The sequence below is a fragment of the Roseateles sp. DAIF2 genome, assembly GCF_015624425.1.
Taxonomy (GTDB): Bacteria; Pseudomonadota; Gammaproteobacteria; order Burkholderiales; family Burkholderiaceae_C; genus Kinneretia.
The window spans coordinates 664,197-687,798 of record NZ_CP049919.1 but is presented as its reverse complement, the minus strand read 5'-3'; the positions used below and the strand labels follow the sequence as shown (position 1 = coordinate 687,798).

The window sequence follows — 23,602 nt, the reverse complement described above, 5'->3', positions numbered from 1 at the left end:
CTCACCATGCCCATCCCTCCACACCTGTCCACCGTCTGGCACGCCTTCGCCGCCTCCACTGCCAGCGGCAGCGTCGATGCCGAGCACTTCTACGAGGCCTTCGCCTTCGGCGACAGCGAAGCGCTGGCCAACGAGCTCGCCGCGCTGGTGCTGCAAGGAGCTAAGCGCGCGACGGCGAGTTCGGCCTGGTCCTTCGAGGTGGAGGGCCGGCGTCCACCGCGGGTCGGCGACCTCAGCATCGTCACCGACTGGTCCGGCGAGCGGGCGCTGTGCATCATCGAGACGCAGGCGGTCGACGTCGTGCCCTTCGATGAGGTGTCGGCCGAGTTCGCGGCCCTGGAGGGCGAAGGCGACGGCTCGCTGGAATTCTGGCGGCAGGGCCACCGGGCCTACTTCGGCCGCGAATGCGCCAGGGCCGGGCGCGAGTTCTCGGAGCGCATGCCGGTCGTCTGCGAACGCTTTGCGCTCGTCTACCGGCCAGGCTGATCGATGGAGCCCTCGCGCTTGACATCAAGTTAGCTTGAGCTTCTATCGTGAGACCCATCTGATCTCTCACGACGAAGCCATGACAACGACGATGACGCCAAGAGCGGGCAAACCGAGCGAGCCCGCGGACGCTGTAGCAGCCCCCATGGCCACGCTGCACGAGCTGCTCGACGCAGGCCTGGGCCTGGACCCCGAGTACGAGGACCAGCTCAGCTCGCACCTGCCGATGGCGCTGGACGCGCTGCAGGATCTGGGCGCCGACGCCGCACGGCTGCGCGAGTTCCAGCGTCGCTACGGCGCGCGCTTGAGCCCCGTGCCGCAGCAGCCAACACAGGGCTCGGCCCGCCCCGCGCAACTCGGCCGCATCGAGGACTACCCGGCCTGGTTCGCGCATTACCGCGCGGCGCTGCAGACCCAGGGCCGCGACGCGCTGCTGCGCCGGGAGCTGCCGGCGCTGATGACCGGCGTCGGCGGCGCGGCCTTCCATGGCCTGATCCGCGTCGGCCATGCCCTGCGCCATGGACACGCCGGCGAACTGGCCGCCGCGCTGGCCTACTGGGCCAGCCGCCATCTGCCGCTGGCATCCGGCGAACGCACGCCCTCGACGCCGCTGAGCTTGCCCGACTGGCTCGCAGCGCTGAGCGCGCTGCCCGACCAGGAGGCCATGCCGCAGCGCCGCCTGATCTTCCAGCGCATGGTCGACTGGAGCCGGCGCGAGGACTGGCGCGCCCTCGCCGGCCGCCTGCCCAGCGGCGAGCTGCCCGCGCTGGCCCGCCATGCGGCCGCGCTGTATGTCCACACGGGCGATTTCACCGTGCTGCACCTGGTCACGGCCAGCGCAGCGCTGCTACTCATGCTCAAGCCCTGGCTTGAGGCGCAAGACCTGGCCCCCTTCGTGCCGGCGGTGGCCGCGGCGCTGCTGTCCGGCAGCGCGGCGGCCCGCAGTGCGATGGCCGATCCGCTGCCGGTCGGCGAACCCGTGCAGGATTGGCCCGCACTCGCCAGCGCGGCGGTCGCCCAGCACAACGACCATGCGATCAAGCTGGTCGCTGCCTGCCGCATGCTGGACCGGGTGGATCCCGCGCCGGTGTGGCGCGCCGCGGCGGCCCGGGCGCTGAGGGGGCTGATTTAGCCAACGTGGGGAGCGGACATCAGGCCGCCCCAAATCAGCGACAGACGCCTTCGGTCCGCGCCCGGCTGCCGAACTCCACAGGCATCAGCCGCCGGCCACCCGCCTCATCGGCCACCAAGCAGAACTTGGCGATGTAGCCCTGTGTCGGGTCCGACGGATCCGAGCGCCGCCCATTGAGAAAGACTTCGTACACCCTACCCGTCTTGAGTTCCGGGGCAGGTGCCGCTTCGGCTCCGGTCGGGATCTGGCCATAGGCCATGCAACTGGCGGGCGACAGTGGAGCCGAACGCATGGGATCAAGGCTCATCGACCACACATCGGTTACCGGCTTGGATGAAAGGTCTGAGATCACCAATGCCTGCAAGCGGACCGTTGCGCCTCGTTTCGCTTCCTTGGCGCTGAGCGTGAAGCAAGGCTGCCCATCCTGCAACCGCACCTCGGCTTCGCCCATGCGCGAGTAGGCGCAAGCCGTGCCGAGCATGGCACACAGGCCCAAGACGGTCAGGGCCTCACGGCAGGTTCGTGGTGTCGGCTGGATCACGGAGGAAAGCATTGAGTACCTCTTCGAAAAGGGTCAGATCCTTGGCGTGCTGCTTTTGCTGCATCACAGTCGGCGCATTCAAATGCCTCAGCGCAAAGTAGTCGGCCAGCAGGTCGCCCTGCGCTTCCATGTTGTAGCGACCAAGCGTCCTACCCGTCTTCAGCTCGTAACCATAATCCAGGCCGATGCGGATCGCGCCGCGCAGCCGTACCGGGTAACCGAGCTGGTACTGCCACACATGCACCATTTCATGCATGAACCAGCGCTTGCTGCGATTGCTCTCCTGCGAAAAGTCCTCCTTGAAATGCGCCGGGTTGAAATAGATCTCGCCATTGGGCGCCATCGCGGTGTCGTCCGGCTGCAAGCCGAAGGGCAGGTACTCGTCGTTGTGTACCTTGACGACGGTGTAGTCGAGCGCGTCCTTGAACAGCTTGCGGGCCATCGCCACTTCACCGGCGGTGAGCGAGCGTTTCCCGCCCTCGGGCGTGGCCGCAGGCTGCTGGGGCACCGGTTCTGCCGATGCGGCAGCTGATGGCGCTGGCACGGAATCCTCGCCGGATACCGTGATCAGCCCCACCGGACCGGGCAGTGGCGAACGACCGCGCCACAGCGTGCCCGCATCGGGCGGAGGCTGGGGGATGTCCAAGCCCAGCGGCCCTGGAAGAACGGAATAGGCCATCAACAAGACCTTTCTTGGATCGGTGCATGCCGTGGAGCCGCCTGCTGACAGGCAGTCCCGGCATCGTGCCGATCGGTCTGGCCGAACGCAAATGACTCTTGGCTATTTCTTTCCTTCGCTGGCCTGACCCTGAGCCTGCCATGCCTGAGGCGCCGCCAGCCAGCTCGCGATGCACCATTGTGCCGCCCAGTAGGTGATCAGCACCCACAAGGAGGCCCGCGGCAACGGTCCCGCGAACTTGTTGGTTGCCAAGATCGCGTCCGACACGACGAACAGCAGGCCGCCCAGCGCCAGCACGAAAGATGCCGCGCCACCCTGGCGCCGCCACAGCGCCGCGGCCTGCGCGCCCATTGCGGCCAGGCACGCCACATAGGCGATCACCGGCGGGCGCAGCTCCGCCGGCACGCCGGGCCACAGGCGGCTCAGGATCAGGCCGGCCAGCAGCGCATAGAACAGGAAGCTCCAGGGCCAGGCACGGAAGAAGCGCTCGACGCGGGTGAATGCCCAGAGATAGCTCAGATGCGCCAGCAGGAAGGACAGCAGGCCGACGATGAAGAAGTTCTCGCCGGGCCACATCAGCGCAATATCGCCGGCCAGCGAGCACAGCAGGCCCAGCAGCACCCAGCGCCGCACCGCATGCCCGCGGCCGCGCGGCCAGGCATGGGCCAGGATCAGCAGGGTGGTCAGCGGCTTGAAGAGATAGAGCAGCCATTGCTGGCCGCTGAGGCTGCCGAGGATGGCAAAGGCCGCGCTGCAGAAGGTCAGCGCGGCAAGCAGAGGGGTCGAGACGGGCAGCAGCATGATGGCGGCGCATCTTGGCAGAAGCGCGGCCGCCCGCCCCTCATGGTTCGCCCGAAGGCGCTGGCTCAGTCAATACGGATCCAGCGCACGTCGATGTGGTTGTTGGCGCGATGCACCACCTGCACATTGCTGCGCGCGGCCCAGGGGATCACCTGGTGGTGCAGCGGGATCACCGCCACATCGTCCTGCACGATCTTCAGCGCCTGCTGCAGCTGGCCGCGGCGCTTGGCAACATCGCCCTCGACCTTGGCGGCATCGATCAGCGCATCCAGCTTGGGATTGGCATAGCGGCCGTAGTTCCAGCTGCCGTCCTGGCCCACCGGGCTGTGCACCAGGGCCTGCAGCGAGTACAGCGCGTCGAAGGTGGCCACGCCCCAACCCAGCAGGTGCAGATTGCTTTCCTTGCGCTGCAGCTTGGGGAAGTAGACGCTGGAGCCCTGGCTGGCCAGCTTGGCCTGCACGCCGACCTTGGCCCACATCGAGGTCAGCGCCTTGCAGATCTCCTCGTCGTTGACATAGCGGTCGTTCGGGCAGTCCAGCTGCACCGAGAAGCCCTCCGGGTAGCCGGCCTCGGCCAGCAGGGCCTTGGCGCGCGCGGCGTCGAAGGGCAGGCGGCGCTCGCCCTCGGCGGTCCAGCCATCGGCCTGTGGCGCGACCAGCGAGCCGGCCGGCTGCGAGAGGCCGCGCATCGTCACGCGCTTCAGCGCCTCGATGTCGATCGCCTGGTACAGGGCCTGGCGCACGCGCAGGTCCTTGAAGGGGTTGCGGCCCTTGACGTTGCTGCTGGACAGTTCCTCGCTGGCCTGGTCCAGGCCCAGGAAGATGGTGCGGAACTCGGCGCCCTCGATGATCTTCACGCCCGGCGTGCTGCGCAGCTTGGGCACGTCCTGCGGCGCGGGATCGAGCACGAAGTCCAGCTCGCCCGACAGCAGCGCGGCCAGGCGGGTCGCGTCCGAGGTGATCGGCGTGTAGACGATCTGGCTGACATTGCCCTGCAGCTTGCCCCACCAGTTCGGATTGACCGCCAGCTCGGTCTTGATGCCGGGCTGGCTGCTCTTCAGCACAAAGGGGCCGGTGCCGTTGGCATTGCGCACCGCATGGGTCTCTTCCTTCTGCGCGAAGTTCTGCGGCTTCTCGATCTTGTGCTTCAGCGACCAGTCCTTCGACATGATGCGCACGCCGCTGATCTGGCGCAGCAGCACCGGGTTCGGCGCCGAGAGCTGGATCTCGACGCTGCCGGCCGACAGCTTCTTCACGCCGCTGACGCCCTGCAGCAGCACCTTGAAGTTGGAGCTGGGCGCCAGCGCGCGCTCGAAGGAGAACACCACGTCGTCGGCCGTCAGCGGCGTGCCGTCGTGGAACTTCACGCCCGGGCGCAGCTCGAAGCGCCAGCGCGTCGGCTCCACCTGGGTCCACTTCGAGGCCAGCGCCGGCTCGATCGTGAACTGCTGGTCGTAAGCCACCAGGCCCTCGTAGACGAAGGCGTTGAACTGGTTGTTCAACGCGCTGTTATAGGCATGCGGGTCGAAGCTCTGCACATCGCCCTGGCTGGCCCAGCGCAGCGGCTTGGCCTGGACCGCCGTCGTCGTGGCGGCGGCGCCCAGGGCCAGCAGGGCGGCGAGGGCAAGGGAGGTTCGGAAGGGGCTGCGGCGTCGCATGGGGCAGGGGTCTCGGTCTTCTCGTGGAAAACCCTGAATGCTGCCCGCTTCCGCGGGACCGGGCAAATACCCAATCCCCATAAGCTTCTGCCGCCGGCGGGCGCACAGCGCCCCTCCACCCGTTCAGCCCATCAGGCCGTCGGCCTTGAACATCGCCTTGATGCCGCGCACCGCCTGGCGGATGCGCGACTCGTTCTCGATCAGCGCGAAGCGCACATGGCCGTCGCCATGGTCGCCGAAGCCGATGCCGGGCGAGACGCTGACCTTGGCCTTGGCCAGCAGCTGGCGCGCGAACTCCAGCGAGCCCAGCTCGCGGTAGGGCTCGGGGATGCGGGCCCAGATGTACATGCTGGCCTTGGGGCAGTCGACCGCCCAGCCGGCCTCGGTCAGGCCCTTGTAGAGCACGTCGCGGCGGCGCTGGTAGCTGGCCGCGATGTCCTTCACGCATTGCTGGTCGCCCTCCAGCGCGGCGATCGCCGCGACCTGCAGCGGCGTGAAGGTGCCGTAGTCGTGATAGCTCTTGATGCGCGCCAGCGCGGCCACCAGATCGGCATTGCCGACCATGAAGCCGACGCGCCAGCCGGCCATGTTGTAGCTCTTGCTCAAGGTGAAGAACTCGACCGCCACGTCCTTGGCGCCGGGTACCTGCATGATCGAAGGCGCCTGGTAGCCGTCGAACACGATGTCGGCATAGGCCAGGTCGTGCACCACCAGGATGTCGTGCTTCTTCGCCAGCGCGACGACGCGCTCGAAGAAGCTCAAATCCACGCATTGCGCGGTCGGGTTCGACGGGAAGCCGAACACCATCATCTTGGGTTTCGGATAGCTGCCGCGGATGGTCCTCTCCAGCTCGGCGAAGAAGTCCACCTCGCTGGAGACGGGAATCGCGCGGATGTCGGCACCGGCGATCACCGCGCCGTAGATGTGGATCGGGTAGCTGGGGTCGGGCACCAGCACCGTGTCGCCGCGGTCCAAGGTGGCCAGCATCAGGTGCGCCAGGCCCTCCTTGGAACCGATCGTGACGATGGCCTCGCTGTCCGGATCGATCGCGACGCCGTAGCGCCGCTCGTACCAATGCGAGATCGCGCGGCGCAGGCGCGGGATGCCCTTGCTGGCCGAGTAGCCATGCGTGTCGGGCCGCAGCGAGACCTCGTTGAGCTTGGCGACGATGTGCGGCGGCGTGGCCCCATCGGGGTTGCCCATGCTCATGTCGATGATGTCCTCGCCCCGCCGCCGCGCGGCCGCCCGCAGCTCGGCGGTGATGTTGAAGACGTAGGGGGGCAGGCGATCGATGCGCGCGAAGCGGCGCTTGCTGCCGGAAGAGGCAGAAGTCATGTGGTGTGTCTCACGTAAGCGCCCGGAACCGTCCGAGCGACGTGGCCGGCAATGGCACCGGACCGGGGTGGATGCTAGCCGAAAACTCCGGCCCCACCGCCCCACCGCCCCATCGATCAATCGATCGCTCGCTCAGAGCCCGCCGCTGGACCTCGATTTGAGCGACTTGATCTTCAGGCCGGTCAGCGTGCGCACGACGACAAGCTCGTCCTCGCCCTTCACCGTCATGGCCGGCAGACCGTCCGCCTGCACCGTCATGCGCTGGCTGTAGCTGACCCGCGCGCTGGTCCAGGGGAAGCCCTCGCGCACGATGCGGATCTCGTCGAACTCGGAATGGGTGCGCGCCTGCAGCACCGTGAAGGCCGCGGCCGCCTGCTTCAGGTAGCCGCACATCTCCTCCTTGCCACCCTCCACTTCCCATTTGCCGCGCCGGCCGTCGGCGATCAGGTTCACCTCCACCTGGTCGACATAGTCGTCGCAGGCCGCGCTGTCGCCGGACATGGCCCTGGCCGAATGCTGGACCAGCCAAGACGCCACCTTGGGTTCGGCGAACGACAAGCGCGCATGGGCATAGAAGGCGGCCAGCGCCGCGAGCGTGAGCAGGATCGGTCTTTTCATCGTTGTGGGCTCCCAAATGAGCCGCCGCATTCTCCGGCGGGAATCCGCCCGGGCGGTCCCCGCCTTGGTGGGTGTTTCCCCTCAGCCCACCGACAACGCCCTACTCGCCCTGCTTCTGCGCCGCCGCGCTCACCGCCGCCTTCGCGGCCAGCTGCTCGCGCATGCGCTTGAGCTTTTCGCGCGGGTCTTCCTTGACGCCGCCGCTCTCGTCCAGCTTCATCTCCTTGATGAAGCGGCTGGGAATGCCCATCACGGTCTCGCGGCCCTTCTTGCGCCGGCGCAGGGTCGAGACGGCCAGGGTCTTGCGCGCGCGGGTGATGCCGACGTACATCAGGCGCCGCTCCTCCTCCAGGCGGTGCGCGGTCATCTCCTCGTCGTCGGCCTTGAAGGGCAGCAGGCCCTCGTTGACGCCGGCCAGGAAGACATGCGGCCATTCCAGGCCCTTGCTGGCATGCAGCGTGGTCAGCACCACCTGGTCCTGCTCGTCGCCGCGCTCGGCCAGCGAGAGGATCACGCTGATGGTCTGTGCCACGTCGAGCACCGATTTCTTCGGCTCCTCGAAGGTGGCGCCGCCGTCCTGGGTGATCTCGCCGCCGCAGCGCTTGGCCACCCAGTCGACGAAGTCCAGCACATTGCCCCAGCGGGCCGCGGCCACCTTCTCGTTCTCCTCGTTGTCCAGCAGATGCTGCTCGTAGCCGATGTCGGTCAGCCATTCCATCAGCAGCGGCTTGGCCTCCTCGGCGCCGACCGCATGGCGGGCGCGGTACTCCAGGTCGTTCAGGTAGCGGCCGAACTCGTGCAGCGAGCCGATCGCCTTGCTGGACAGGGCCGTGCCCAGGCTCTCGGCGAACAGGGCCTCGAACATGCTGCATTTCCAGCGCCCCGAGAACTGGCTCAGCGCCGCCAGGGTCTGGTGGCCGATGCCGCGCTTGGGCGTGGTGACGGCGCGCAGGAAGGCCGGATCGTCGTCCTGGTTCACCAGGAGGCGCAGCCAGGAGCACAGGTCCTTGATCTCGGCGCGGTCGAAGAAGCTCTGGCCACCCGAGACCTTGTAGGGGATCTGCGCGCGGCGCAGCGCCTGCTCAAACACGCGGGCCTGGTGATTCGCGCGGTAGAGGATCGCGAAGTCGCTGAAGTTCACCGCGGCCACGCCCTCGCCGCCGCCGCTGACCGTGCCGCCATTGGCGCGGATCGCCTGGATGCGCGCCACCGCGCGCTCGGCCTCATGGTCCTCGCCGTCCGATTCGATCAGGCTGACCGGCTCGCCCTCGCCGAACTCGCTCCACAGCTTCTTCGGGAACAGCTTGGGGTTGCCGCCGATCACATTGTTGGCCGCGCGCAGGATCGCGCCGGTGGAGCGGTAGTTCTGCTCCAGCGGGATCACCTTCAGGTTCGGATAGTCGACCGGCAGGCGCTTCAGGTTCTCGATCGTCGCGCCGCGCCAGCCGTAGATGCTCTGGTCGTCGTCGCCCACCGCGGTGAACATGCCGCGCTCGCCGACCAGCTGTTTCAGCAGCTCGTACTGCACCGCGTTGGTGTCCTGGTACTCGTCGACCAGCACATAGCGCAGGGTGTCCTGCCATTTGCCGCGCGCCTCGGCGTCGTCCTGGAACAGGCGCAGCGGCAGCGAGATCAGGTCGTCGAAGTCCACCGCCTGGTAGGCCGCCAGGCGTTCCTGGTAGCGCTCCATCACGATCGCGGCGGCGCGCTCGTCGTCGTCCTTGGCGATCGCCAGCGCCTGCCTGGGCGTCAGATTCTGGTTCTTCCACAGCGAGATGGTCCATTGCCAGCGCTGCGCCTGCTTGGCATCCACCGTGCCGCCGGCATCGCGCAGCACGCCCAGCACATCGTCGCTGTCGAGGATCGAGAACTGCTCCTTCAGCCCGACGCGCGAGCCCTCGCTGCGCAGGATGCGCACGCCCAGGGAGTGGAAGGTGGCGATCACCAGGTCCTTCGCGGCGCGCGCGCCGATCAGCTTCTTGGCGCGCTCGCGCATCTCCTGCGCGGCCTTGTTGGTGAAGGTGATGGCCGCGATGTTCTTGGCCTGGTAGCCCGACTGCAGCAGGCGCGCCAGCTTCTGCGTGATCACGCTGGTCTTGCCCGAGCCGGCGCCGGCGATCACCAGACAGGGGCCGTGCAGGTGATGGACCGCCTCCATCTGGGCGGGGTTCAGGGAATGGGACGCGTTGGCCATGGGAAATCGGGGGCAGGGGCGCGAATGATACCGAGCCTCACTTACCCGCCCGCAGCGCCTGGCGCCAGCTCAGCGCCTGCAGCAGCGCCAGCCCCAACACCAGCACCGCCAGCGCCAGCGCGCCGCGCAGCGCCAGCTCGCGCGCCGGCGCATAGTGCTGGCGGTCGGCGCTGAGCAGGAACTGCAGGGCCGAGAACACCCGCCCGTACTTGACGATCATCGCCTCGGTGCCCAGCCAGCTCAGCGCCGCGCCGCCGCCCGCCGCCAGCAGGGCCAGCAGCCCGAAGCCGAGGCTGCGCCGCCAGGCCGCCATCAGCAGCGCGCCGGCCGCCAGGCAGATCAGGCACAGCGCCGCGGCCAGCACCGCCGCGGCCGCGAAGCTGGCGTTCCAGGCCATCAGCTCGACCAGGTTGTCGGTCGCGGCCTGCACCACGATCAGCTGGTACAGCGGCCAGGCCAGCAGCGCGCTGGCGCCGATCCAGTACAGCAGATCGGCCAGCGCGCCCGCGCGCTGCAGCAGCAGGCGCAGCAGCAGCAGCGCACCCAGCACCTGGTTCACCAGGGCCAGGTGCAGCAGCAGATAGCGCCCCAGCAGCTCCAGCACCGGCGGCCAGTCCAGCACCGGCGCGCCCAGGATGTCGTGCAGGCTCTCCAGCGGCACGCTGATCCTCAGCAGCAGGAACACCGCCAGCGCCTGCGCCACCAGGCCGAGCGGGAACAGCAGCAGCGCCGCACGCCAGCGCGGCCGCAGCAGCAGAAAAGGCCCGTTGGCGCAGAGGTAAGCCGCCCCGGCCAGGCCCAGCGCCGACAGGGTCGAGCCCCAGCCCGGCAGCAGCAGCTCGCGCAGGTTGTAGGGCACCATCGGCAGGCGCAGCCCCAGGTCCAGCAGCAGCGCCAAACCCAACCAGGCCAGCAGATGCGGCCGCCAGGCCGGGCCGCTCGGCGCGGCCGACGTCCGCGGCGCGGGGGCGGCGACCGCAGGGGCGACAGGAGCAACGGTCGTGGCGGCAGCGGCCGGTGCCGCCCGCAGCCAGCGCGCGATCAAGAGGCCCGCCAGGCCGCCCGCGCTCTCGATCAGCACATCGCTGAGATCGGCCACCTTGTCGACCAGCCAGAGCTGGCCGCCCTCCACCAGCAGCGCCACCAGCACCAGCGCGCCCAGCGGCCGCCCCAGCCCGCCGCCCGGCCGCAGCCGCGCGCCGGCGATCAGCCCGCCGGGCAGGAACAGCGCCAGCTTGCGCAGCAGCTCGTTGACCGCATTGAACTCGCTGCCCTGGTAGTAGTTGAACAGCAGCGGCTGGCTCAGCGCCGCCCACAGCTCGGCGCCGCTCGGCACCCGCAGCTCGAAGGGGAACCAGAACAGCGCCAGGGTCAGCAGCAGCCAGCCCCACCAGAGCCGGCCGCCGTGGCGCGCCAGCAGCGCCTGCCAGCGCGCCGCAGGCCAGCCCAGCAGCGGGCGCAGCGCCCAGCCCAGGCTCAGGCCGACGACGCTGCTCAGCACATCGTTGATATCGCTGACCCGGCTGTAGACCGGCAGCTGCAGAAGCTCCAGCGCCAGCGCCAGGCCCACACCCCAGGCCAGCACCCGGCCCAGGCTGCGCCGGCCCTGGCGCACCAGCAGCAAACCCACCGGCACCCAGACCAGCACATCGGTGAAGACCTCGTACAGCAGGTCCCAGCCGCTCTTCGAGCCGACGAAGGGCCAGAGGATCACCCGCCCCTCGCGCCACTTGTGATACAGCTCGACCGGGCTCAGGGTCAGGTCCAGCGGCAGCAGGCTGAAGCTCAGCAGGATCGCCAGATAGGCCTGCAGCAGCCGGCGCTGCCGGTCCTGGCGCCCCGCCTGCGCATGGAAAAAGCCCAGCAACCATTGCCGCGCCTGTGGCCCGCGCCAGCGCGCCAGCGCCAGGCCGATCAGCCCGCCCAGGGTCTGGGCCAGCACATCGCTGGCCGAGGCAGTGCGCGGCGGAAAGAACAGCTGCGCCACCTCCACCGCGCAGGACAGCACGAGGCCCGCCAGCACGATGACCAGCACCCGCGGCGCCAGCGCCGCGCCGCGCCGCGCCGGCCAGGCCGCCAGCGCCAGCGGCGTCAGCGGCACGAACAGCAGCAGATTGGTGGCCCAGTCGGTGCGCGAGGGCGCGCCCACCGCCAGGGCCCGCGCGAAGGCCTGCTCCAGCGCCGCGCCGTCGAGCGGCGTGTAATGCAGCGGCACCAGGCTGCCGTAGATCACGAACAGCACATAGGCCAGCAGCAGCCAGCGCAGCAGGCGCTGGGCCTGCACCCCAGCCGGGTCCGGTGTCCTCCGCTCCATCTGCACGCCCCTCGGGCAAAAGCCAAATTCTGCGCATGATAGCCAGCCCACCCCGGTGCGCCCCGGGGTGCCGGCCACGGCGCCAGCGGCTACATTCGGCGACAGGATTTCCGCCACCCCGATGCTTCGCCGCCTCCTGCTTACCCTGTGCCTGGCCCTCGGCCTGGCGGGCGGCGCGCAGGCGCGCGAGCTGCTGGTGGTCGGCACCGCCTTCCCGCGCATCTTCGAGCTCGATGCCGAGGGCCCCAACGGTCTGGGCGTCGAGCTGCTGCGCCGCGCGGCGGCACGCCTGGGCCATGGCCTGCGCTTCGAGATCTACCCCTGGCTGCGCGCCCAGGCGATGGTGGAGCAGGGCCAGGCCGACATCCTGGTCGGTCCCTACCGCACGCCGGAGCGCGAGCAGCGCTTCCTGTTCTCACCCCAGGCCTTCTACGAGGACGCGCTGGTGTTCTACGCCCGGCGCGGCCGGGCCTCCGCCTGGCAGGGCGACTATGCGGCGCTGGTCGAGCTCAGCGTCGGCCAGGTGCAGGGCTGGGCCTATGGCGAGGCCTTCGAGCGCGAGCGCGGCCGGCTGCAGCGCCTGAGCACGGTGCGCGACGTCGCCACCGGGCTGCAGATGCTGCGCCTGGGCCGCCTGGACCTGCTGGCCAGCAACGAGCGCAACACCGAACCGGTGCTGCAACGCCTGGGCCTGGCGCGCGAGCTGCAGCCGCTGGCGCCGCCGCTGGGCCAGCTGCGCGGGCATTTCGCCTTCCCGCGCCATGCCGAGGGTCAGGCCTTGCGCGACGCGCTGGACCAGGCGATGAGCGAGATGCGCACGCGCGGCGAGCTGCGCGAACTGGGCCGACGCTGGAACGTCAAGATTCCGGAGTAGCCTGCGCGCATGCTGCGCGACACGCCCCACCTTCCGCCCTTAGCCTCGATCCCCCGCCGCGGCCTGCTTCAGGCGGCCCTGCTCGCCGGCTGCGCGCCGGGCCTGCTGCTGCGCCATGCCGATGCCGCCGACGCGCCGCTGTTCCCGCTCGGCGTGGCCTCCGGCAGCCCGACGGCCGAGAGCCTGGTGCTCTGGACCCGGCTGGTCGGCGCGGCGCTGCCGGCCGAGGTACCGGTGGCCTGGGAGCTGGCCGAGGACGAACAGTTCCGGAGCATCGTCGCGCGCGGCAGCGAACGCGCCATCGCCGCCGATGCGCACAGCGTGCATGCCGAGCCGGCCGGACTGAAGCCCGGGCGTTGGTACTGGTACCGCTTCAGCGCGCTGGGGCAGCGCAGCCCGGTGGGCCGCACCCGCAGCGCGCCGGCCGCCACCGAGACGACGACACGGCTGCGCTTCGCGATCGCCTCCTGCCAGCGCTGGGACCATGGCGAATACGCCGCCTGGCGCGACATGGCCGCGCAGGAGCTGGACCTGGTGCTGTTCCTGGGCGATTACATCTACGAGACCATGACCCCGGCCGACAGCCGCGCGCGCCGCCGCCACGAGGGCGGCCTGTGCCGCACGCTGGACGACTACCGGCGCCGCTATGCGCAGTACAAGAGCGACCCGCAGCTGCAGGCCATGCATGCGCGCGCACCCTGGATCGCGATCTGGGACGACCATGAGGTCGACAACGACTGGGCCGGCGCGCAGTCGCAGACCCTGGACCCGGCAACCGAATTCCTGCAGCGCCGCGCGGCCGCGGCCCAGGCCTATTGGGAACACCTGCCCTTCCCGAAGTCGGCGCGCCCGCGCGGGCCGCAGATGCGGCTCTACGGCAGCCATGACTGGGGCGGCCTGGCCCGCATCATCACCCTGGACGACCGCCAGTGGCGCGATCCGCAGGCCTGCCCGCGGCCCGGCCGCGGCGGCTCCAACACGGTCGACCTGAAGGATTGCGAGACCCTGCTGGAGCCGCGCCGCACCCTGCTGGGCGCCGCACAGGAGGACTGGCTGCGCGACCGCTGGGACAAGACCCGACCCTGGAACCTGTTGGCCCAGCAGACCCTGATGGCGCGGCTGAACTGGCAGGATCCGGCCGAAGGCCCGGGCCGGCATTGGACCGACGGCTGGGACGGTTACCCGGCGGCGCGCCAGCGCCTGCTCGGCGGCATGCTGGCCGCGGGCGCGCGCAACCCGGTGGTGCTGGGCGGCGATGTGCATGCGCATTACGTCGCCGACCTGAAGCTCGACTATGCCGACGCCAAGGCCCCCGTCGTCGCCAGCGAGTTCTGCGGCACCTCGATCAGCAGCCATGGCATGGCGCAGGAGCGCATCGACAAGGTGCTGCCCTTCAACCCGCATATCCGCCTGGGCCGCAGCGACCGGCGCGGCTATATGCGCTTCGAGCTCAGCGCCGAGCGGCTGGAGGCGGAGCTGCGCGGGGTCGACGATCCCTGGTCGGCGGCGAGCCCGGTCGCGTCGCTGGCGAAGTTCGTCGTCGAGGCGGGGCGGCCCGGCGCGCAGCCGGCCTGACCGATTAGGGCCTGTTAACGCTACGGCAGTAGGTCGCGAAGGCCCGCCCCCAGAGGCCAATCTAGGCGCAGCACGCCGCCCGCACTCGCGTGCGGGCCAGCGTTGCAACGACGAGTGGCCCCTGGGGACGGGCCTTCCCGAAGGGTTGTGACCAGAAAGACCGCATGCGGCGTTGCAAATCCTCGCCGGGTGTCCAACCCGGCTGCGGTTTGCGCCTTGCCTGCGGCCTTTCTGGTCACAACGCGGCCTGCTGCCGTAGCGTTAACAGGCCCTAGTTCACCAGCAGGGGCCAATGCTGATGGGCGGCCCAGCCGCCGACGGTCAGCAGCACCAGGCCGGCGCTCAGCAGCAGGCCGCGCCAGCGGCGGCGCGGCTTGGCGGCGCTGGCTTGCGCCGGCGCCATGGCGACCTCGGTCAGCACCGGCGGCGGGGCCGGTTCCGGCATCGGCTCCAGGCTCAGCGCCGAATGGTTCTGGCCGGCCAGCCAGGCGCGCAGGTCCTCGCCCAGCTCGCGGGCCGAGGCATGGCGCTGCGCCGGCGATTCGGCCATCGCCTTCAGCAACAGGGCCTCGAGGCTGAAGCGTTCGGCGGTGTGCAGGGCGGCCATGCGGCTGGCAGCGGGCAGCAGCACGCCGTTGGCATCGGGGCGCGGCATGCGGCCGTTGATCAGCCAGCAGGCCAGCAGGCCCAGTGCCCAGGCCTCGCTGGCCAGGGTCGGCGGGGCGCCGTCGCGCAGCTCGGGCGCGACAAAGGGCAGGGCCGCGGGCGTGTAGCGCGGCCTCGATTCCGGCACCGCGCCCAGCTCGGCCAGGCCCAGGCTCAGCAGGCGCAGCTGCGGCCCCGCACCCAGCCACAGCAGGCCGGGGTCCAGCTCGCGCAGCAGCAGACCCTCGTCATGCGCGGCCTGCAGCGCATCGCACAGCGGCAGCAGCAGCTGCAGGCGCTGGCGCAGCGGCAACGCATAGGCGCCGGGGCCCAGCAGCGGCTGGCCCTGCTCGGGCCAGGCCATCACCAGATAGGGATGACCGGCCGGGGTCAGGCCGCTGTCCAGCGGCGCCACCATGGCCGGATGGCGCAGCGCGGCCAGCTGCGGCACCTGCTCGGCCAGGCGCAGCAGCATGGCCTGACCATCCTCGCTGCGCTGGTAGACCAGCAGCGCCGCGGGCTCACCCTGGGCCAGCTGATGCTCGACCCGGTACCAGCGCCCGGTGTCGCAGCCATGCAGGGGCTGGACGATGCGCCAGACCCCCAGGCGCTCGCCCGCGACCAGCGGACCGGCGGCAGCGGGGGCGGCCTGGGTCGGCGCGGGGAAGGCGGCGGAAAAACGGGCGGCAGGCATCGTTGAACAACAGAACTTGGCCCGGCCATCCTAGGCGCTGCGTCCCCGCGACCGGCGCTCGCGCCCCCCGCGAAAACGGGGGGTGGCGCGCAATCGCTCACGCTCGGCGAGAACTTGTGCACGGCGTTCGCCGGCGCCACGGCGCTTGCGATACTGCGCCCCCATGCAAGCCATCCTGGCCGTCACCCTGCCCTTCTTCGCCCTGGTGCTGTGCGGCTATCTGGCCGCGCGTGCCGGCGTGCTGCAGGAGAGCGCGATCCCGGGGCTGAACGGCTTCGTGCTGTTCTTCGCCCTGCCTTGCCTGCTGCTGCGCTTCGGCATGAACACGCCGGTGGCCGAACTGCTGGATCCGGCGCTGCTGGGCCTGTACCTGCTGGTGGCGCTGCTGATGGTGGGCGCGACGATCGCGGCCACCCTGTCGGCGCGGGTGCGGCTGAAGGACGCGGCCTTCGGTGCCCTGGTCGCGGCCTTCCCCAACACCGGCTTCATGGGCGTGCCGCTGCTGGTGGCCCTGCTCGGGCCGGCGGCGGCGGGCCCGGTGATCTGCACCGTGCTGGCCGACCTGTTCGTCACCAGCTCGCTGTGCCTGGGTCTGGCGCGCGCGCATGACGCCGGCCCCGGCAGCGCCGGCCGCGCCGCGCGGCAGGCCCTGCGCGGCGCGCTGTCGAACCCGCTGCCCTGGGCGATCGCGCTCGGCGCGCTGGCCTCCAGCACCGGGCTGCGCCCGCCCGGGCCGCTGGACGCGGTGATCAAGATGCTGGCCGACGCGGCCACGCCGGTGGCGCTGTTCACGATCGGCGCGGTGCTGTGGCGCGCCGGCCGCCATGCGCACAGCCGCACGCCGGTGGCGCTGTATCTGCCGGTGGCAGCCTTCAAGCTGCTGCTGCATCCGGCCCTGGTCTGGGGCCTGGGGCGCGCCGCGCAGGCGCTGGGCCCCGGCATCGGCCCGAGCGACTTCCAGCTGCAGGTGCTGACCCTGGCCGCAGCACTGCCCAGCGCCAGCAATGTCTCGCTGCTGGCCGAGCGCTACGGCGCCGACAACGGCCGAGTGGCGCGCATCATCATGGCCTCGACCGCGCTGGCCTTCCTGAGCTTCTCCGGCCTGGCCTGGCTGCTGGGCGCCCAGGGCGGCTGACGGGCCTGCTATCGTTGCGGGTCCGCCCACCCTTGCTTCATGTTGCCGCGCCGCCGTTCCCTCCTGCCGTCCGCCGCCCTGCTGCTGCCGCTCTGCACCCTGCTGGCCCAGGGCGGCGCCACGGCCCAGCCCGCGGCGCAGGGCTACCAGCAGCCCTCGGCCGCGATCCGCGAGGTGCTGGACGCGCCGGCGCTGCCGCGCCTCCTGGTCGCGCCGGACCGCCAGACCCTGGCCCTGCTGGAGCTGAAGCGCTTCAACAGCCTCGAGGAACTGGCGCGCCCGACCCTGCGCCTGGCCGGCCTGCGCTTCGATGCCGCGACCACCACGCCGCAGCCGCTGGCCACCGTGCAGCGCCTGCGCCTGCGCAGCCTGCTGCAGCCGGATGCGCCGGAGCGCGTGGTCGAGCTGCCGGGCAGCGGTTTTCACAGCTTCGCCTGGGCACCGGACGGCCAGCGCTTCCTGCTGGAGCGGCGCGCCGACCTGGCCAACGAGCTGTGGGTCGGCGACACCGCCAGCGGCCGGCTGCGCCAGATCCCCTTCGTGCGCCTGAACAATGCACTGGGCCAGGGCGAGCAGGCCTGGCTGAACCCGCGCGAGCTGGTGGTGCTGACGATCCCGAAGCGCCGCGGCGCGCCGCCGCGCCCGGTGGTCAGCCCGGCGGTGCAGGAGAACCTGGGCCGCGCCTCGCCGGAGCGCACCTATCCTGATTTGCTGAAGTCGCCCTATGAGGAAGCGCTGTTCGAGCACCATGCGCGCTCGCAGCTGACCCTCGTCGACCTGGCCGGCGGCCAGGCGCGCGACCTCGGCGAGCCGGGGCTGTTCTCGGCCGTCAGCAGCGTCGGCGACCAGGGCCAGTACCTGCTGACCGAGCGCGTCGTGCGGCCCTTCAGCTACCACCTGACCTGGGATGACTTTCCGCTGGTGGTCGAGGTGCGCCAGCGCGACGGCCGCGTGCTGCGCGAGCTGGCCAAGCTGCCGCTGAAGAGCGGCGTCGCGATCGACGGCGCGCTGCCGGGGCCGCGCGTGTTCTACCCCTCGCCGACCAAGGACGCCTCGATCTACTGGGTCGAGGCGCTGGACGGCGGCAACCCGAACGCGCGCGTCGCCTTCCGCGACCGCGTGATGCGCCTGGACCCGCCCTTCAGCGGCGAGCCGCTGGAGGTGCAGCGCATGCCGCACCGCTTCACGCGGCTGCGCTTCCTGGACGACGGCCAGCATGCGCTGCTGACCGAGACCGACCGCGCGCGCGCCTGGACCCGCAGCTACCTGCTGCCGCTGCGCGGCAGCCAGAGCAAGCCGCTGTTCGAGCATTCGGTGCGCGAGCGCTACCGCCATCCGGGCAACCCGCTGATGCGCACCCTGCCGAACGGCCAGCAGGTGATTCAGACCACGCGCGAGGGCGAGATCTTCCTGATCGGCGCCGGCGCCGGCCCGCGCGGCGAGCGGCCCTTCCTGGACAAGCTGTCGATCCGCGACCAGAGCGTGCAGCGCCTGTTCCAGTCCGGCGAGGCCGCCTACGAACTGCCGCTGGCGCCGCTGGACGAGAAGCGCCTGCTGCTGCAGCGCGAGAGCCCGGTCGAGCCGCCCAATCTCTATCTGCGCGAACTGGGCAATGGCGGCGCGCCGCCGCAGGCCCTGACCCGCATCAAGGACCCGAGCCCGCAGCTGCGCCGGGTCAAGCGCGAGCTGGTCAGCTTCAAGCGCGCGGACGGCGTCGAGCTGTCCTTCTGGCTCTACCTGCCGCCCGATTACAAGGAGGGCGAACGCCGCCCGGCCCTGGTCTGGGCCTATCCGTTGGAGTTCAACGATGCCTCCGTCGCTGGCCAGCTGAGCGGCGCGCCGAGCCGCTTCCCCAGCTTCGCCGGCATCAGCCCGCAGCTGCTGGCGCTGGAGGGTTTCGTGGTGCTGAACGACGCGACGATGCCGGTGGTCGGCGACCAGCGCAGCATGAACGACGGCTTCATCGAGCAGATCACGATGAACGCTCGCGCGATCATCGACAAGGCCGAGGACCTGGGCGTCGTCGACCCGAAGCGCCTGGCGATCGGCGGCCACAGCTACGGCGCCTTCATGGCCGCCAACCTGCTGGCGCACACGAAGCTGTTCAAGGTCGGCATCGCGCGCAGCGGCGCCTACAACCGCACCCTGACGCCCTTCGGCTTCCAGAGCGAGCGCCGCTCGCTGTGGGACGCGCGGGACACCTACCTGAAGCTCTCGCCCTATCTGTTCGCCGACCGCATCAAGGAGCCGCTGCTGCTGATCCACGGCGAGGCCGATGCCAATTCCGGCACCTTCCCGATGCAGAGCGAACGCCTGTTCCAGGCCCTCGCCGGCCTGGGCGGCACGGTGCGCTACGTCGCCCTGCCCTACGAGGGCCATGGCTACACCGCGCGCGAGTCGGTCGGCCAGGTGCAATGGGAGATGAGCCAGTGGCTGCGCACCTACCTGGGCGATCCGCGCAACGGCAATGATCGCTAGAGCGGCCGGCAGGGCACGGCAAAGTCGACGTGGTAATGCTCGTCGTGCCGCACCCAGGCCTGGCGCTGCATGAACCTGAGGTGCTGGCGCAGATGGGCGCCGCGCGGGGTCGCGAACAGGCGCGGCAGGTAGCGGGTGTCGAAGATCACCAGCGCGATGCCGGCGCCCTGGCGCTGTGCGGCACGGTGCAGCTGGTACAGATGCTCGGCCAGCGCTTCGAAGTCGATCCGGTAGTCGCCGTAGCGGGCCTGCGCATCGAACTCGATGTCATAGCCGAAGCGCTGCCGCAGCGGCGTGGGCAGCGGCACCGAGGCGCCGGCGGCGTCGCGCACCGGCACGAAGAAGTCCACCGACAGGCCGTTCTGATGGGTGCGATGCGGGCGCAAGCGCCCGCCCTCGGCCCAGCCGGTCTCGCCGTAGACGAAGCGCAGCGAGGGATCGTCGCGCTGCAGCGCGGCGAAGGCCTCCAGCACGATCGCAGCCACGCGCGAATGCACATGGGTGCGGCCGGCCAGGGCCGCGCTGCCGCTGTAGGCAACGAAGTTCTCGCCGCGCTGCGGCAGCTTGACCCCGCCCTCCAGGCGGCCGCGGGACACCGAGCCATAGCATTGACTCTCGCCCGCCCGGGCCGCGCCAGCGAGCAGCATGGCCGTTGCAGCTCCGATCCAGACGCGCCGGCGCATCAGGCGCCGGGGCCGCAGTCGAGGCAGCGCTCCACCGGCACCGGGCCCATGCGCAGCTTGCGCTGCAGCTGGCGCAGCGCGGTGCGCAGGCCCTCCTCGACGACCGGGTGGTAGAAGGGGCTGTCCAGCATCTGCTGCACGGTGTCGCGGCGCTGCGCGCACCAGGCCAGCAGATGACCCAGGTGCTCGGCCGAGGGGCCGATCATCTCCGCGCCGAGAAAACGGCCGGTCTCGCGCTCGCCGTAGACGCGCAGCGCGCCGCGATTCTTCAACATCACGCGGCTGCGGCCCTGGTCCTCGAAGGACACCTCGCCGGTCTCGAAACGCGTGCCGGCCTCGATCAGCTCGGCATGGCTGGCGCCGGCCAGCATGATCTGCGGATCGCTGAACACCACCGAAAGCGGCGCGCGGCGCGGCCGCACCCGCACGTCCGGATGACGGCCCGCGTTGTCGCCGGCGATGCGGCCCTCGTCGGCGGCCTCGTGCAGCAGCTGGCGCTCGTCGAGCACATCGCCGGCGATGAACACGCCGCTGTCGCCGATCTGGCCGGTGCGCCGGTCCGCCTTCGGCACGCCGCCCGGCCCGAGTGGCAGGCCGGCCTGCGCCAAGTCCAGGCTCGCGACATTCGGGCCGCGACCCATCGCGGCCAGCACATAGTCATAGCGCTCATCGATCGGCCCGCCCTGCGGGCAGGTGCAGCGCAGCCGCACCCCAGCCCCTTCATCCGCGCCCTCGCGCTCCAGCTGGATGTCGCGTGCCTCCAGGCTCAGCGGCAGCTCGGCCGCCACCAGCGCGGCGGCCAGCGGCTGCAGCGCCGGATCCGTCAGCGGCCCGACCTTGCGGCTGCGGCCCAGGAGGCGCACCCGCACGCCCAGCCGGTGCAGGGCCTGCGCCAGTTCCAGCCCGATCACGCCCGTGCCGATCACCGCGACCGAGGCCGGCAGGTCCTGCCAGTCGAACACATCGTCGTTGACGATCAGGCGCTCGCCCAGCGCCTCGCGCCAGCCGGTGGGCACGACCGGGTGCGAGCCGGTCGCGATCACGATGCGCTTGGCGGCCACCTGGGTGTGGTCGCCGACCTGCAGCCGCCCCGGCGCGATGAAGCGCGCCATGCCCCAGAGCTTGTGCGCGGCCGGCCAGTCGTCCACCGAGGCGGTGACGAAGCCGACGAAGCGGTCGCGCTCCTCGCGCACCCGCCGCATCACCGCGCGGCCGTCGATCCCGTTCAGCTGCGCGCGCACGCCGAAAGCGTCGGCCGCGCCGATCGCATGCGCCGCCTCGGCCGCCGCGATCAGCAGCTTGCTGGGCATGCAGCCGACGCGCGCGCAGGTGGTGCCGTAATGGGCGCCTTCGATCAGCAGCACGCTCGGGGTGTGCTGCAGCGCGGCCCGGTAGGCCGACATGCCGGCGGTGCCGGCGCCGATGATGGCGACATCGCATTCGAGCTGTTTCATCGCGGATCTCCTTGCCGGCCATCCTAGGGCCGGTCGGCGCGCTCTGCCATCGCCTGACGGATAGACCCCTCGCGTCAAACCGCCGGCCCAGCGGCGCCCGAGGATCCGGCTTCGCCGGGCCAAGGGGCGCGCCCCCTTGAGGGGGCCGGCGAAGCCGGTAGGGGGTGGGCCGTGACCTCAAATCGCCAGCGGATCCACGTCCACCGCCCAGCGCGTCAGCCCCTTGTGCTCGCGCTTCAGCGCATGCAGCTCGGGCATCCACAGCCACAGCAAGCGCTGCAGCGCGCCGCGCGTCGGCGCCTCGATCAGCATCTGCATGCGCTCGACATTGGCGACGCGGGCGATGCTCATCGGCACCGGCGGGTAGACCAGCAGCTGCGCGGCCTCCGGCTGCGCCTGGGCCCAGCGCATCGCGGCCGTCAGGAAGGATTGCGCGGCCTCGGCCGTGCGCCCCTCGGCGCGCAGCAGGGCCAGGTGTGAATAGGGCGGCAGGCCGGCGCTCTCGCGCTCGGCCAGCTGGCTGGCGGCGAAGGCCTCGAAGTCATGCGTCAGCAGCGCGCGGTACAGCGCATGCTGCGGGTGCCAGGTCTGAACCCACATCTCGCTGCGCGCGGCCTGCTCGGCATCGCGTCCGGCACGGCCCGCGGCCTGCATCAGCAGCGCGAACAGGCGCTCGGGCGCGCGGAAATCGCTGCTGAACAGCGCGCCGTCCGGATTCACCGCGGCCACCAGGGTGATGCGGCGGAAGTCGTGGCCCTTGGTGACCATCTGGGTGCCTACCAGGATGTCGACCTCGCCCTCATGCACGGCGGCCAGCTGGCTTTCCAGGGTGCCCTTGAGCTTGGTGGTGTCGGCATCGATGCGCGCAACCCGGGCTTCGGGCAGGGCCGCGGCCAGCTGCTCCTCCAGTTTCTCGGTGCCGCGACCCAGCGGCGCAATGTCCTGGTTGCCGCAGTCCGGGCATTCATGCGGCACGCGCTGCGCAAAGCCACAGTGATGGCAGCGCAGGCTGCGGTCGGCCTTGTGGAAGACGCGGTAGGCGCTGCAATGCGGGCATTCGCTCTTCCAGCCGCACTCGGTGCAATGCAGCACCGGCGCATAGCCGCGCCGGTTCAGGAACACCAGGCTCTGCTCGCCGGCCTCCAGGCGCTGGCGCAGCGCGGCCAGCAAGGGTGGGCTCAGCGCCGTGGTCACGCCCTTCTGGCGCGGCAGCGCGTTCATGTCGAACAGGCGCACGCGTGGCAAGGCGCCGCCGCCGATGCGTTGCGGCAGCGCCAGGCGCTGGTAGCGGCCGCTGTTGGCATGCTGCCAACTCTCCAAGGAGGGCGTCGCGGAGCCGAGGATCACCGGCACCTTCTCCAGCCGCGCGCGGTAGACCGCCAGGTCGCGCGCCGAATAGCGCGCGCCGTCCTGCTGCTTGTAGGAGGGGTCATGCTCCTCGTCGACCGCGATCAGGCCCAGCCTGGGCAGCGAGGCGAACACCGCCAGCCGCGTGCCCAGCACCAGGCGCGCATGGCCCAGATGGGCCGACAGCCAGTTGGCCAGGCGCTGCGCCGGCGTCAGGCCGCTGTGCAGCGAGACCATCGCGGTGCCCGCGAAGCGCTCGGCGAAGCGCGCCTCCAGCTGCGGCGTCAGGTTGATCTCCGGCACCAGCACCAGCACCTGGCGGCCGGCCGCCAGCGCATGCTCGGCGGCGCGCAGATAGACCTCGGTCTTGCCGCTGCCGGTGACGCCGTAGAGCAGCACCGGGGGCGGCGCCTGCGGTGGCTCGGCCGCCCCGCTCGCGTCATTCAGCAGCAGCGCGTCCAGCCGCGCCAGCACCTCGGCCTGGGCCGGGCTGAGCGTCGGGCGGGCGGGCGGCACGGCGGGGTCAGGGCTTGCCTGGGCCGCGGCCTTGGCCAGTTTCTTGTCCAGCTTGACCAGGCGGGCCTGCAGCTGCTCCGGCGAGAGCTCGCGCAGCTGCGGCGGCAGCACCGACAGCGCCACCTCGCCGATGCCGCGCTGGTAATAGCTGGCCGCGAACTCGACCAGCTCGCACCAGCGCGCCGACAAGGGCGGCAGCGCATCGAGCGCGGCGGCGACCGGGCGCAGCTGGGCCTCGTCCAGCTGCTGTTCGGCCTCGGTGGCGCCGGGCCAGACGATGCCGGTCAGCTCGCGCCGACCCAGGGGCGCGCGCACCAGCGTGCCGGGCGCGAGCGGGCGCTCACTGAGGTAGTCCAGCGGACCCGAAATGCCGCTGTGCTGCGGCGCGTCGACGGCCACGCGCAGGCGCTGGCTCACCGCGGCCTCCGATCAAGCGCCATCTC

The 23,602-nt window shown here is 70.9% G+C and carries 18 protein-coding genes; 6 read left to right on the top strand and 12 right to left on the bottom strand.

Annotated elements, in window-relative coordinates; translation table 11 throughout:
• The first annotated feature begins 6 nt into the window (after nt 1-6).
• Nucleotides 7-486 carry an ASCH domain-containing protein gene (locus G8A07_RS03240; protein WP_195795690.1) on the top strand — a complete coding sequence of 160 codons (480 nt, stop codon included), beginning with the start codon at nt 7-9 and terminating at the stop codon, nt 484-486.
• A gap of 145 nt (nt 487-631) precedes the next feature.
• The gene (locus G8A07_RS03235) at nt 632-1,618 is read left to right on the top strand and encodes a questin oxidase family protein (RefSeq protein WP_195795689.1); all 987 of its coding nucleotides are present in this window, start codon (nt 632-634) and stop codon (nt 1,616-1,618) included.
• A gap of 34 nt (nt 1,619-1,652) precedes the next feature.
• Here the strand turns inward: G8A07_RS03235 and G8A07_RS03230 are convergent, their stop codons facing one another.
• From G8A07_RS03230 to G8A07_RS03195, 8 genes are all read right to left on the bottom strand, one after another.
• A complete protein-coding gene (locus G8A07_RS03230) occupies nt 1,653-2,171 on the bottom strand; it encodes a hypothetical protein (protein WP_195795688.1) in 519 nt (172 codons plus the stop codon).
• Nucleotides 2,128-2,838, bottom strand: a complete 711-nt coding sequence (locus tag G8A07_RS03225; protein ID WP_249937206.1) for a Rhs element Vgr protein — start codon at nt 2,836-2,838, stop codon at nt 2,128-2,130. Before G8A07_RS03225 ends, G8A07_RS03230 begins: the two co-directional genes overlap by 44 nt.
• Before the next feature lie 102 nt (nt 2,839-2,940).
• The gene (locus G8A07_RS03220) at nt 2,941-3,639 is read right to left on the bottom strand and encodes a lysoplasmalogenase (RefSeq protein WP_195795687.1); all 699 of its coding nucleotides are present in this window, start codon (nt 3,637-3,639) and stop codon (nt 2,941-2,943) included.
• Between the two features lie 65 nt (nt 3,640-3,704).
• Nucleotides 3,705-5,297 (bottom strand): ABC transporter substrate-binding protein, encoded by a 1,593-nt coding sequence (locus G8A07_RS03215; RefSeq protein WP_195795686.1) that lies wholly within the window; start codon nt 5,295-5,297, stop codon nt 3,705-3,707.
• A 123-nt stretch (nt 5,298-5,420) separates the two neighbouring features.
• A complete protein-coding gene (gene alaC, locus G8A07_RS03210) occupies nt 5,421-6,632 on the bottom strand; it encodes an alanine transaminase (RefSeq protein ID WP_195795685.1) in 1,212 nt (403 codons plus the stop codon).
• Nucleotides 6,633-6,764: 132 nt separating this feature from the next.
• Entirely contained in the window at nt 6,765-7,250 is a 486-nt protein-coding gene (locus G8A07_RS03205) for a hypothetical protein (protein WP_195795684.1), read from the bottom strand.
• A 100-nt stretch (nt 7,251-7,350) separates the two neighbouring features.
• Nucleotides 7,351-9,444, bottom strand: a complete 2,094-nt coding sequence (locus G8A07_RS03200) for an ATP-dependent helicase (RefSeq protein WP_195795683.1) — start codon at nt 9,442-9,444, stop codon at nt 7,351-7,353.
• Nucleotides 9,445-9,481: 37 nt separating this feature from the next.
• Nucleotides 9,482-11,758, bottom strand: coding sequence for a VanZ family protein (locus G8A07_RS03195; RefSeq protein WP_195795682.1), 2,277 nt, complete (start codon nt 11,756-11,758; stop codon nt 9,482-9,484).
• A gap of 121 nt (nt 11,759-11,879) precedes the next feature.
• On the opposite strand from G8A07_RS03195, the gene G8A07_RS03190 reads away from it, so the two are divergent.
• The gene (locus G8A07_RS03190) at nt 11,880-12,632 is read left to right on the top strand and encodes an ABC transporter substrate-binding protein (protein ID WP_195795681.1); all 753 of its coding nucleotides are present in this window, start codon (nt 11,880-11,882) and stop codon (nt 12,630-12,632) included.
• Nucleotides 12,633-12,641: 9 nt separating this feature from the next.
• Nucleotides 12,642-14,207 carry an alkaline phosphatase gene (locus tag G8A07_RS03185; protein ID WP_195795680.1) on the top strand — a complete coding sequence of 522 codons (1,566 nt, stop codon included), beginning with the start codon at nt 12,642-12,644 and terminating at the stop codon, nt 14,205-14,207.
• A 271-nt stretch (nt 14,208-14,478) separates the two neighbouring features.
• Here G8A07_RS03185 and G8A07_RS03180 read toward each other — a convergent pair whose 3' ends face one another.
• Nucleotides 14,479-15,546, bottom strand: a complete 1,068-nt coding sequence (locus tag G8A07_RS03180) for a hypothetical protein (RefSeq protein WP_195795679.1) — start codon at nt 15,544-15,546, stop codon at nt 14,479-14,481.
• Nucleotides 15,547-15,709: 163 nt separating this feature from the next.
• On the opposite strand from G8A07_RS03180, the gene G8A07_RS03175 reads away from it, so the two are divergent.
• Together G8A07_RS03175 and G8A07_RS03170 are read left to right on the top strand one after the other, a co-directional pair.
• A complete protein-coding gene (locus G8A07_RS03175) occupies nt 15,710-16,681 on the top strand; it encodes an AEC family transporter (RefSeq protein ID WP_195795678.1) in 972 nt (323 codons plus the stop codon).
• A gap of 39 nt (nt 16,682-16,720) precedes the next feature.
• Nucleotides 16,721-19,159: a S9 family peptidase gene (locus G8A07_RS03170; RefSeq protein WP_195795677.1), complete on the top strand. Its 2,439-nt coding sequence runs from the start codon at nt 16,721-16,723 to the stop codon at nt 19,157-19,159.
• Here the strand turns inward: G8A07_RS03170 and G8A07_RS03165 are convergent.
• The 3 genes from G8A07_RS03165 to G8A07_RS03155 form a co-directional block, all read right to left on the bottom strand.
• On the bottom strand, nt 19,156-19,806 hold the full coding sequence (locus G8A07_RS03165; RefSeq protein ID WP_249937205.1) for a penicillin-insensitive murein endopeptidase: 651 nt from the start codon (nt 19,804-19,806) through the stop codon (nt 19,156-19,158). The two genes, G8A07_RS03170 and G8A07_RS03165, sit on opposite strands and share 4 nt — an antisense overlap.
• Before the next feature lie 35 nt (nt 19,807-19,841).
• Nucleotides 19,842-21,296, bottom strand: a complete 1,455-nt coding sequence (locus G8A07_RS03160; RefSeq protein WP_195795675.1) for a dihydrolipoyl dehydrogenase — start codon at nt 21,294-21,296, stop codon at nt 19,842-19,844.
• A gap of 177 nt (nt 21,297-21,473) precedes the next feature.
• Entirely contained in the window at nt 21,474-23,576 is a 2,103-nt protein-coding gene (locus G8A07_RS03155; RefSeq protein WP_195795674.1) for a primosomal protein N', read from the bottom strand.
• Nucleotides 23,577-23,602 lie beyond the last annotated feature (26 nt).

What these genes read in the sequence shown, in the direction of transcription:
- G8A07_RS03240 (WP_195795690.1), top strand. Translation starts at nt 7, where the DNA reads ATGCCCATCCCTCCACACCTGTCCACCGTCTGGCACGCCTTCGCCGCC.
- G8A07_RS03235 (WP_195795689.1), top strand. Translation starts at nt 632, where the DNA reads ATGGCCACGCTGCACGAGCTGCTCGACGCAGGCCTGGGCCTGGACCCC.
- G8A07_RS03230 (WP_195795688.1), bottom strand. Translation starts at nt 2,171, where the DNA reads ATGCTTTCCTCCGTGATCCAGCCGACACCACGAACCTGCCGTGAGGCC.
- G8A07_RS03225 (WP_249937206.1), bottom strand. Translation starts at nt 2,838, where the DNA reads ATGGCCTATTCCGTTCTTCCAGGGCCGCTGGGCTTGGACATCCCCCAG.
- G8A07_RS03220 (WP_195795687.1), bottom strand. Translation starts at nt 3,639, where the DNA reads ATGCTGCTGCCCGTCTCGACCCCTCTGCTTGCCGCGCTGACCTTCTGC.
- G8A07_RS03215 (WP_195795686.1), bottom strand. Translation starts at nt 5,297, where the DNA reads ATGCGACGCCGCAGCCCCTTCCGAACCTCCCTTGCCCTCGCCGCCCTG.
- alaC (WP_195795685.1), bottom strand. Translation starts at nt 6,632, where the DNA reads ATGACTTCTGCCTCTTCCGGCAGCAAGCGCCGCTTCGCGCGCATCGAT.
- G8A07_RS03205 (WP_195795684.1), bottom strand. Translation starts at nt 7,250, where the DNA reads ATGAAAAGACCGATCCTGCTCACGCTCGCGGCGCTGGCCGCCTTCTAT.
- G8A07_RS03200 (WP_195795683.1), bottom strand. Translation starts at nt 9,444, where the DNA reads ATGGCCAACGCGTCCCATTCCCTGAACCCCGCCCAGATGGAGGCGGTC.
- G8A07_RS03195 (WP_195795682.1), bottom strand. Translation starts at nt 11,758, where the DNA reads ATGGAGCGGAGGACACCGGACCCGGCTGGGGTGCAGGCCCAGCGCCTG.
- G8A07_RS03190 (WP_195795681.1), top strand. Translation starts at nt 11,880, where the DNA reads ATGCTTCGCCGCCTCCTGCTTACCCTGTGCCTGGCCCTCGGCCTGGCG.
- G8A07_RS03185 (WP_195795680.1), top strand. Translation starts at nt 12,642, where the DNA reads ATGCTGCGCGACACGCCCCACCTTCCGCCCTTAGCCTCGATCCCCCGC.
- G8A07_RS03180 (WP_195795679.1), bottom strand. Translation starts at nt 15,546, where the DNA reads ATGCCTGCCGCCCGTTTTTCCGCCGCCTTCCCCGCGCCGACCCAGGCC.
- G8A07_RS03175 (WP_195795678.1), top strand. Translation starts at nt 15,710, where the DNA reads ATGCAAGCCATCCTGGCCGTCACCCTGCCCTTCTTCGCCCTGGTGCTG.
- G8A07_RS03170 (WP_195795677.1), top strand. Translation starts at nt 16,721, where the DNA reads ATGTTGCCGCGCCGCCGTTCCCTCCTGCCGTCCGCCGCCCTGCTGCTG.
- G8A07_RS03165 (WP_249937205.1), bottom strand. Translation starts at nt 19,806, where the DNA reads ATGCTGCTCGCTGGCGCGGCCCGGGCGGGCGAGAGTCAATGCTATGGC.
- G8A07_RS03160 (WP_195795675.1), bottom strand. Translation starts at nt 21,296, where the DNA reads ATGAAACAGCTCGAATGCGATGTCGCCATCATCGGCGCCGGCACCGCC.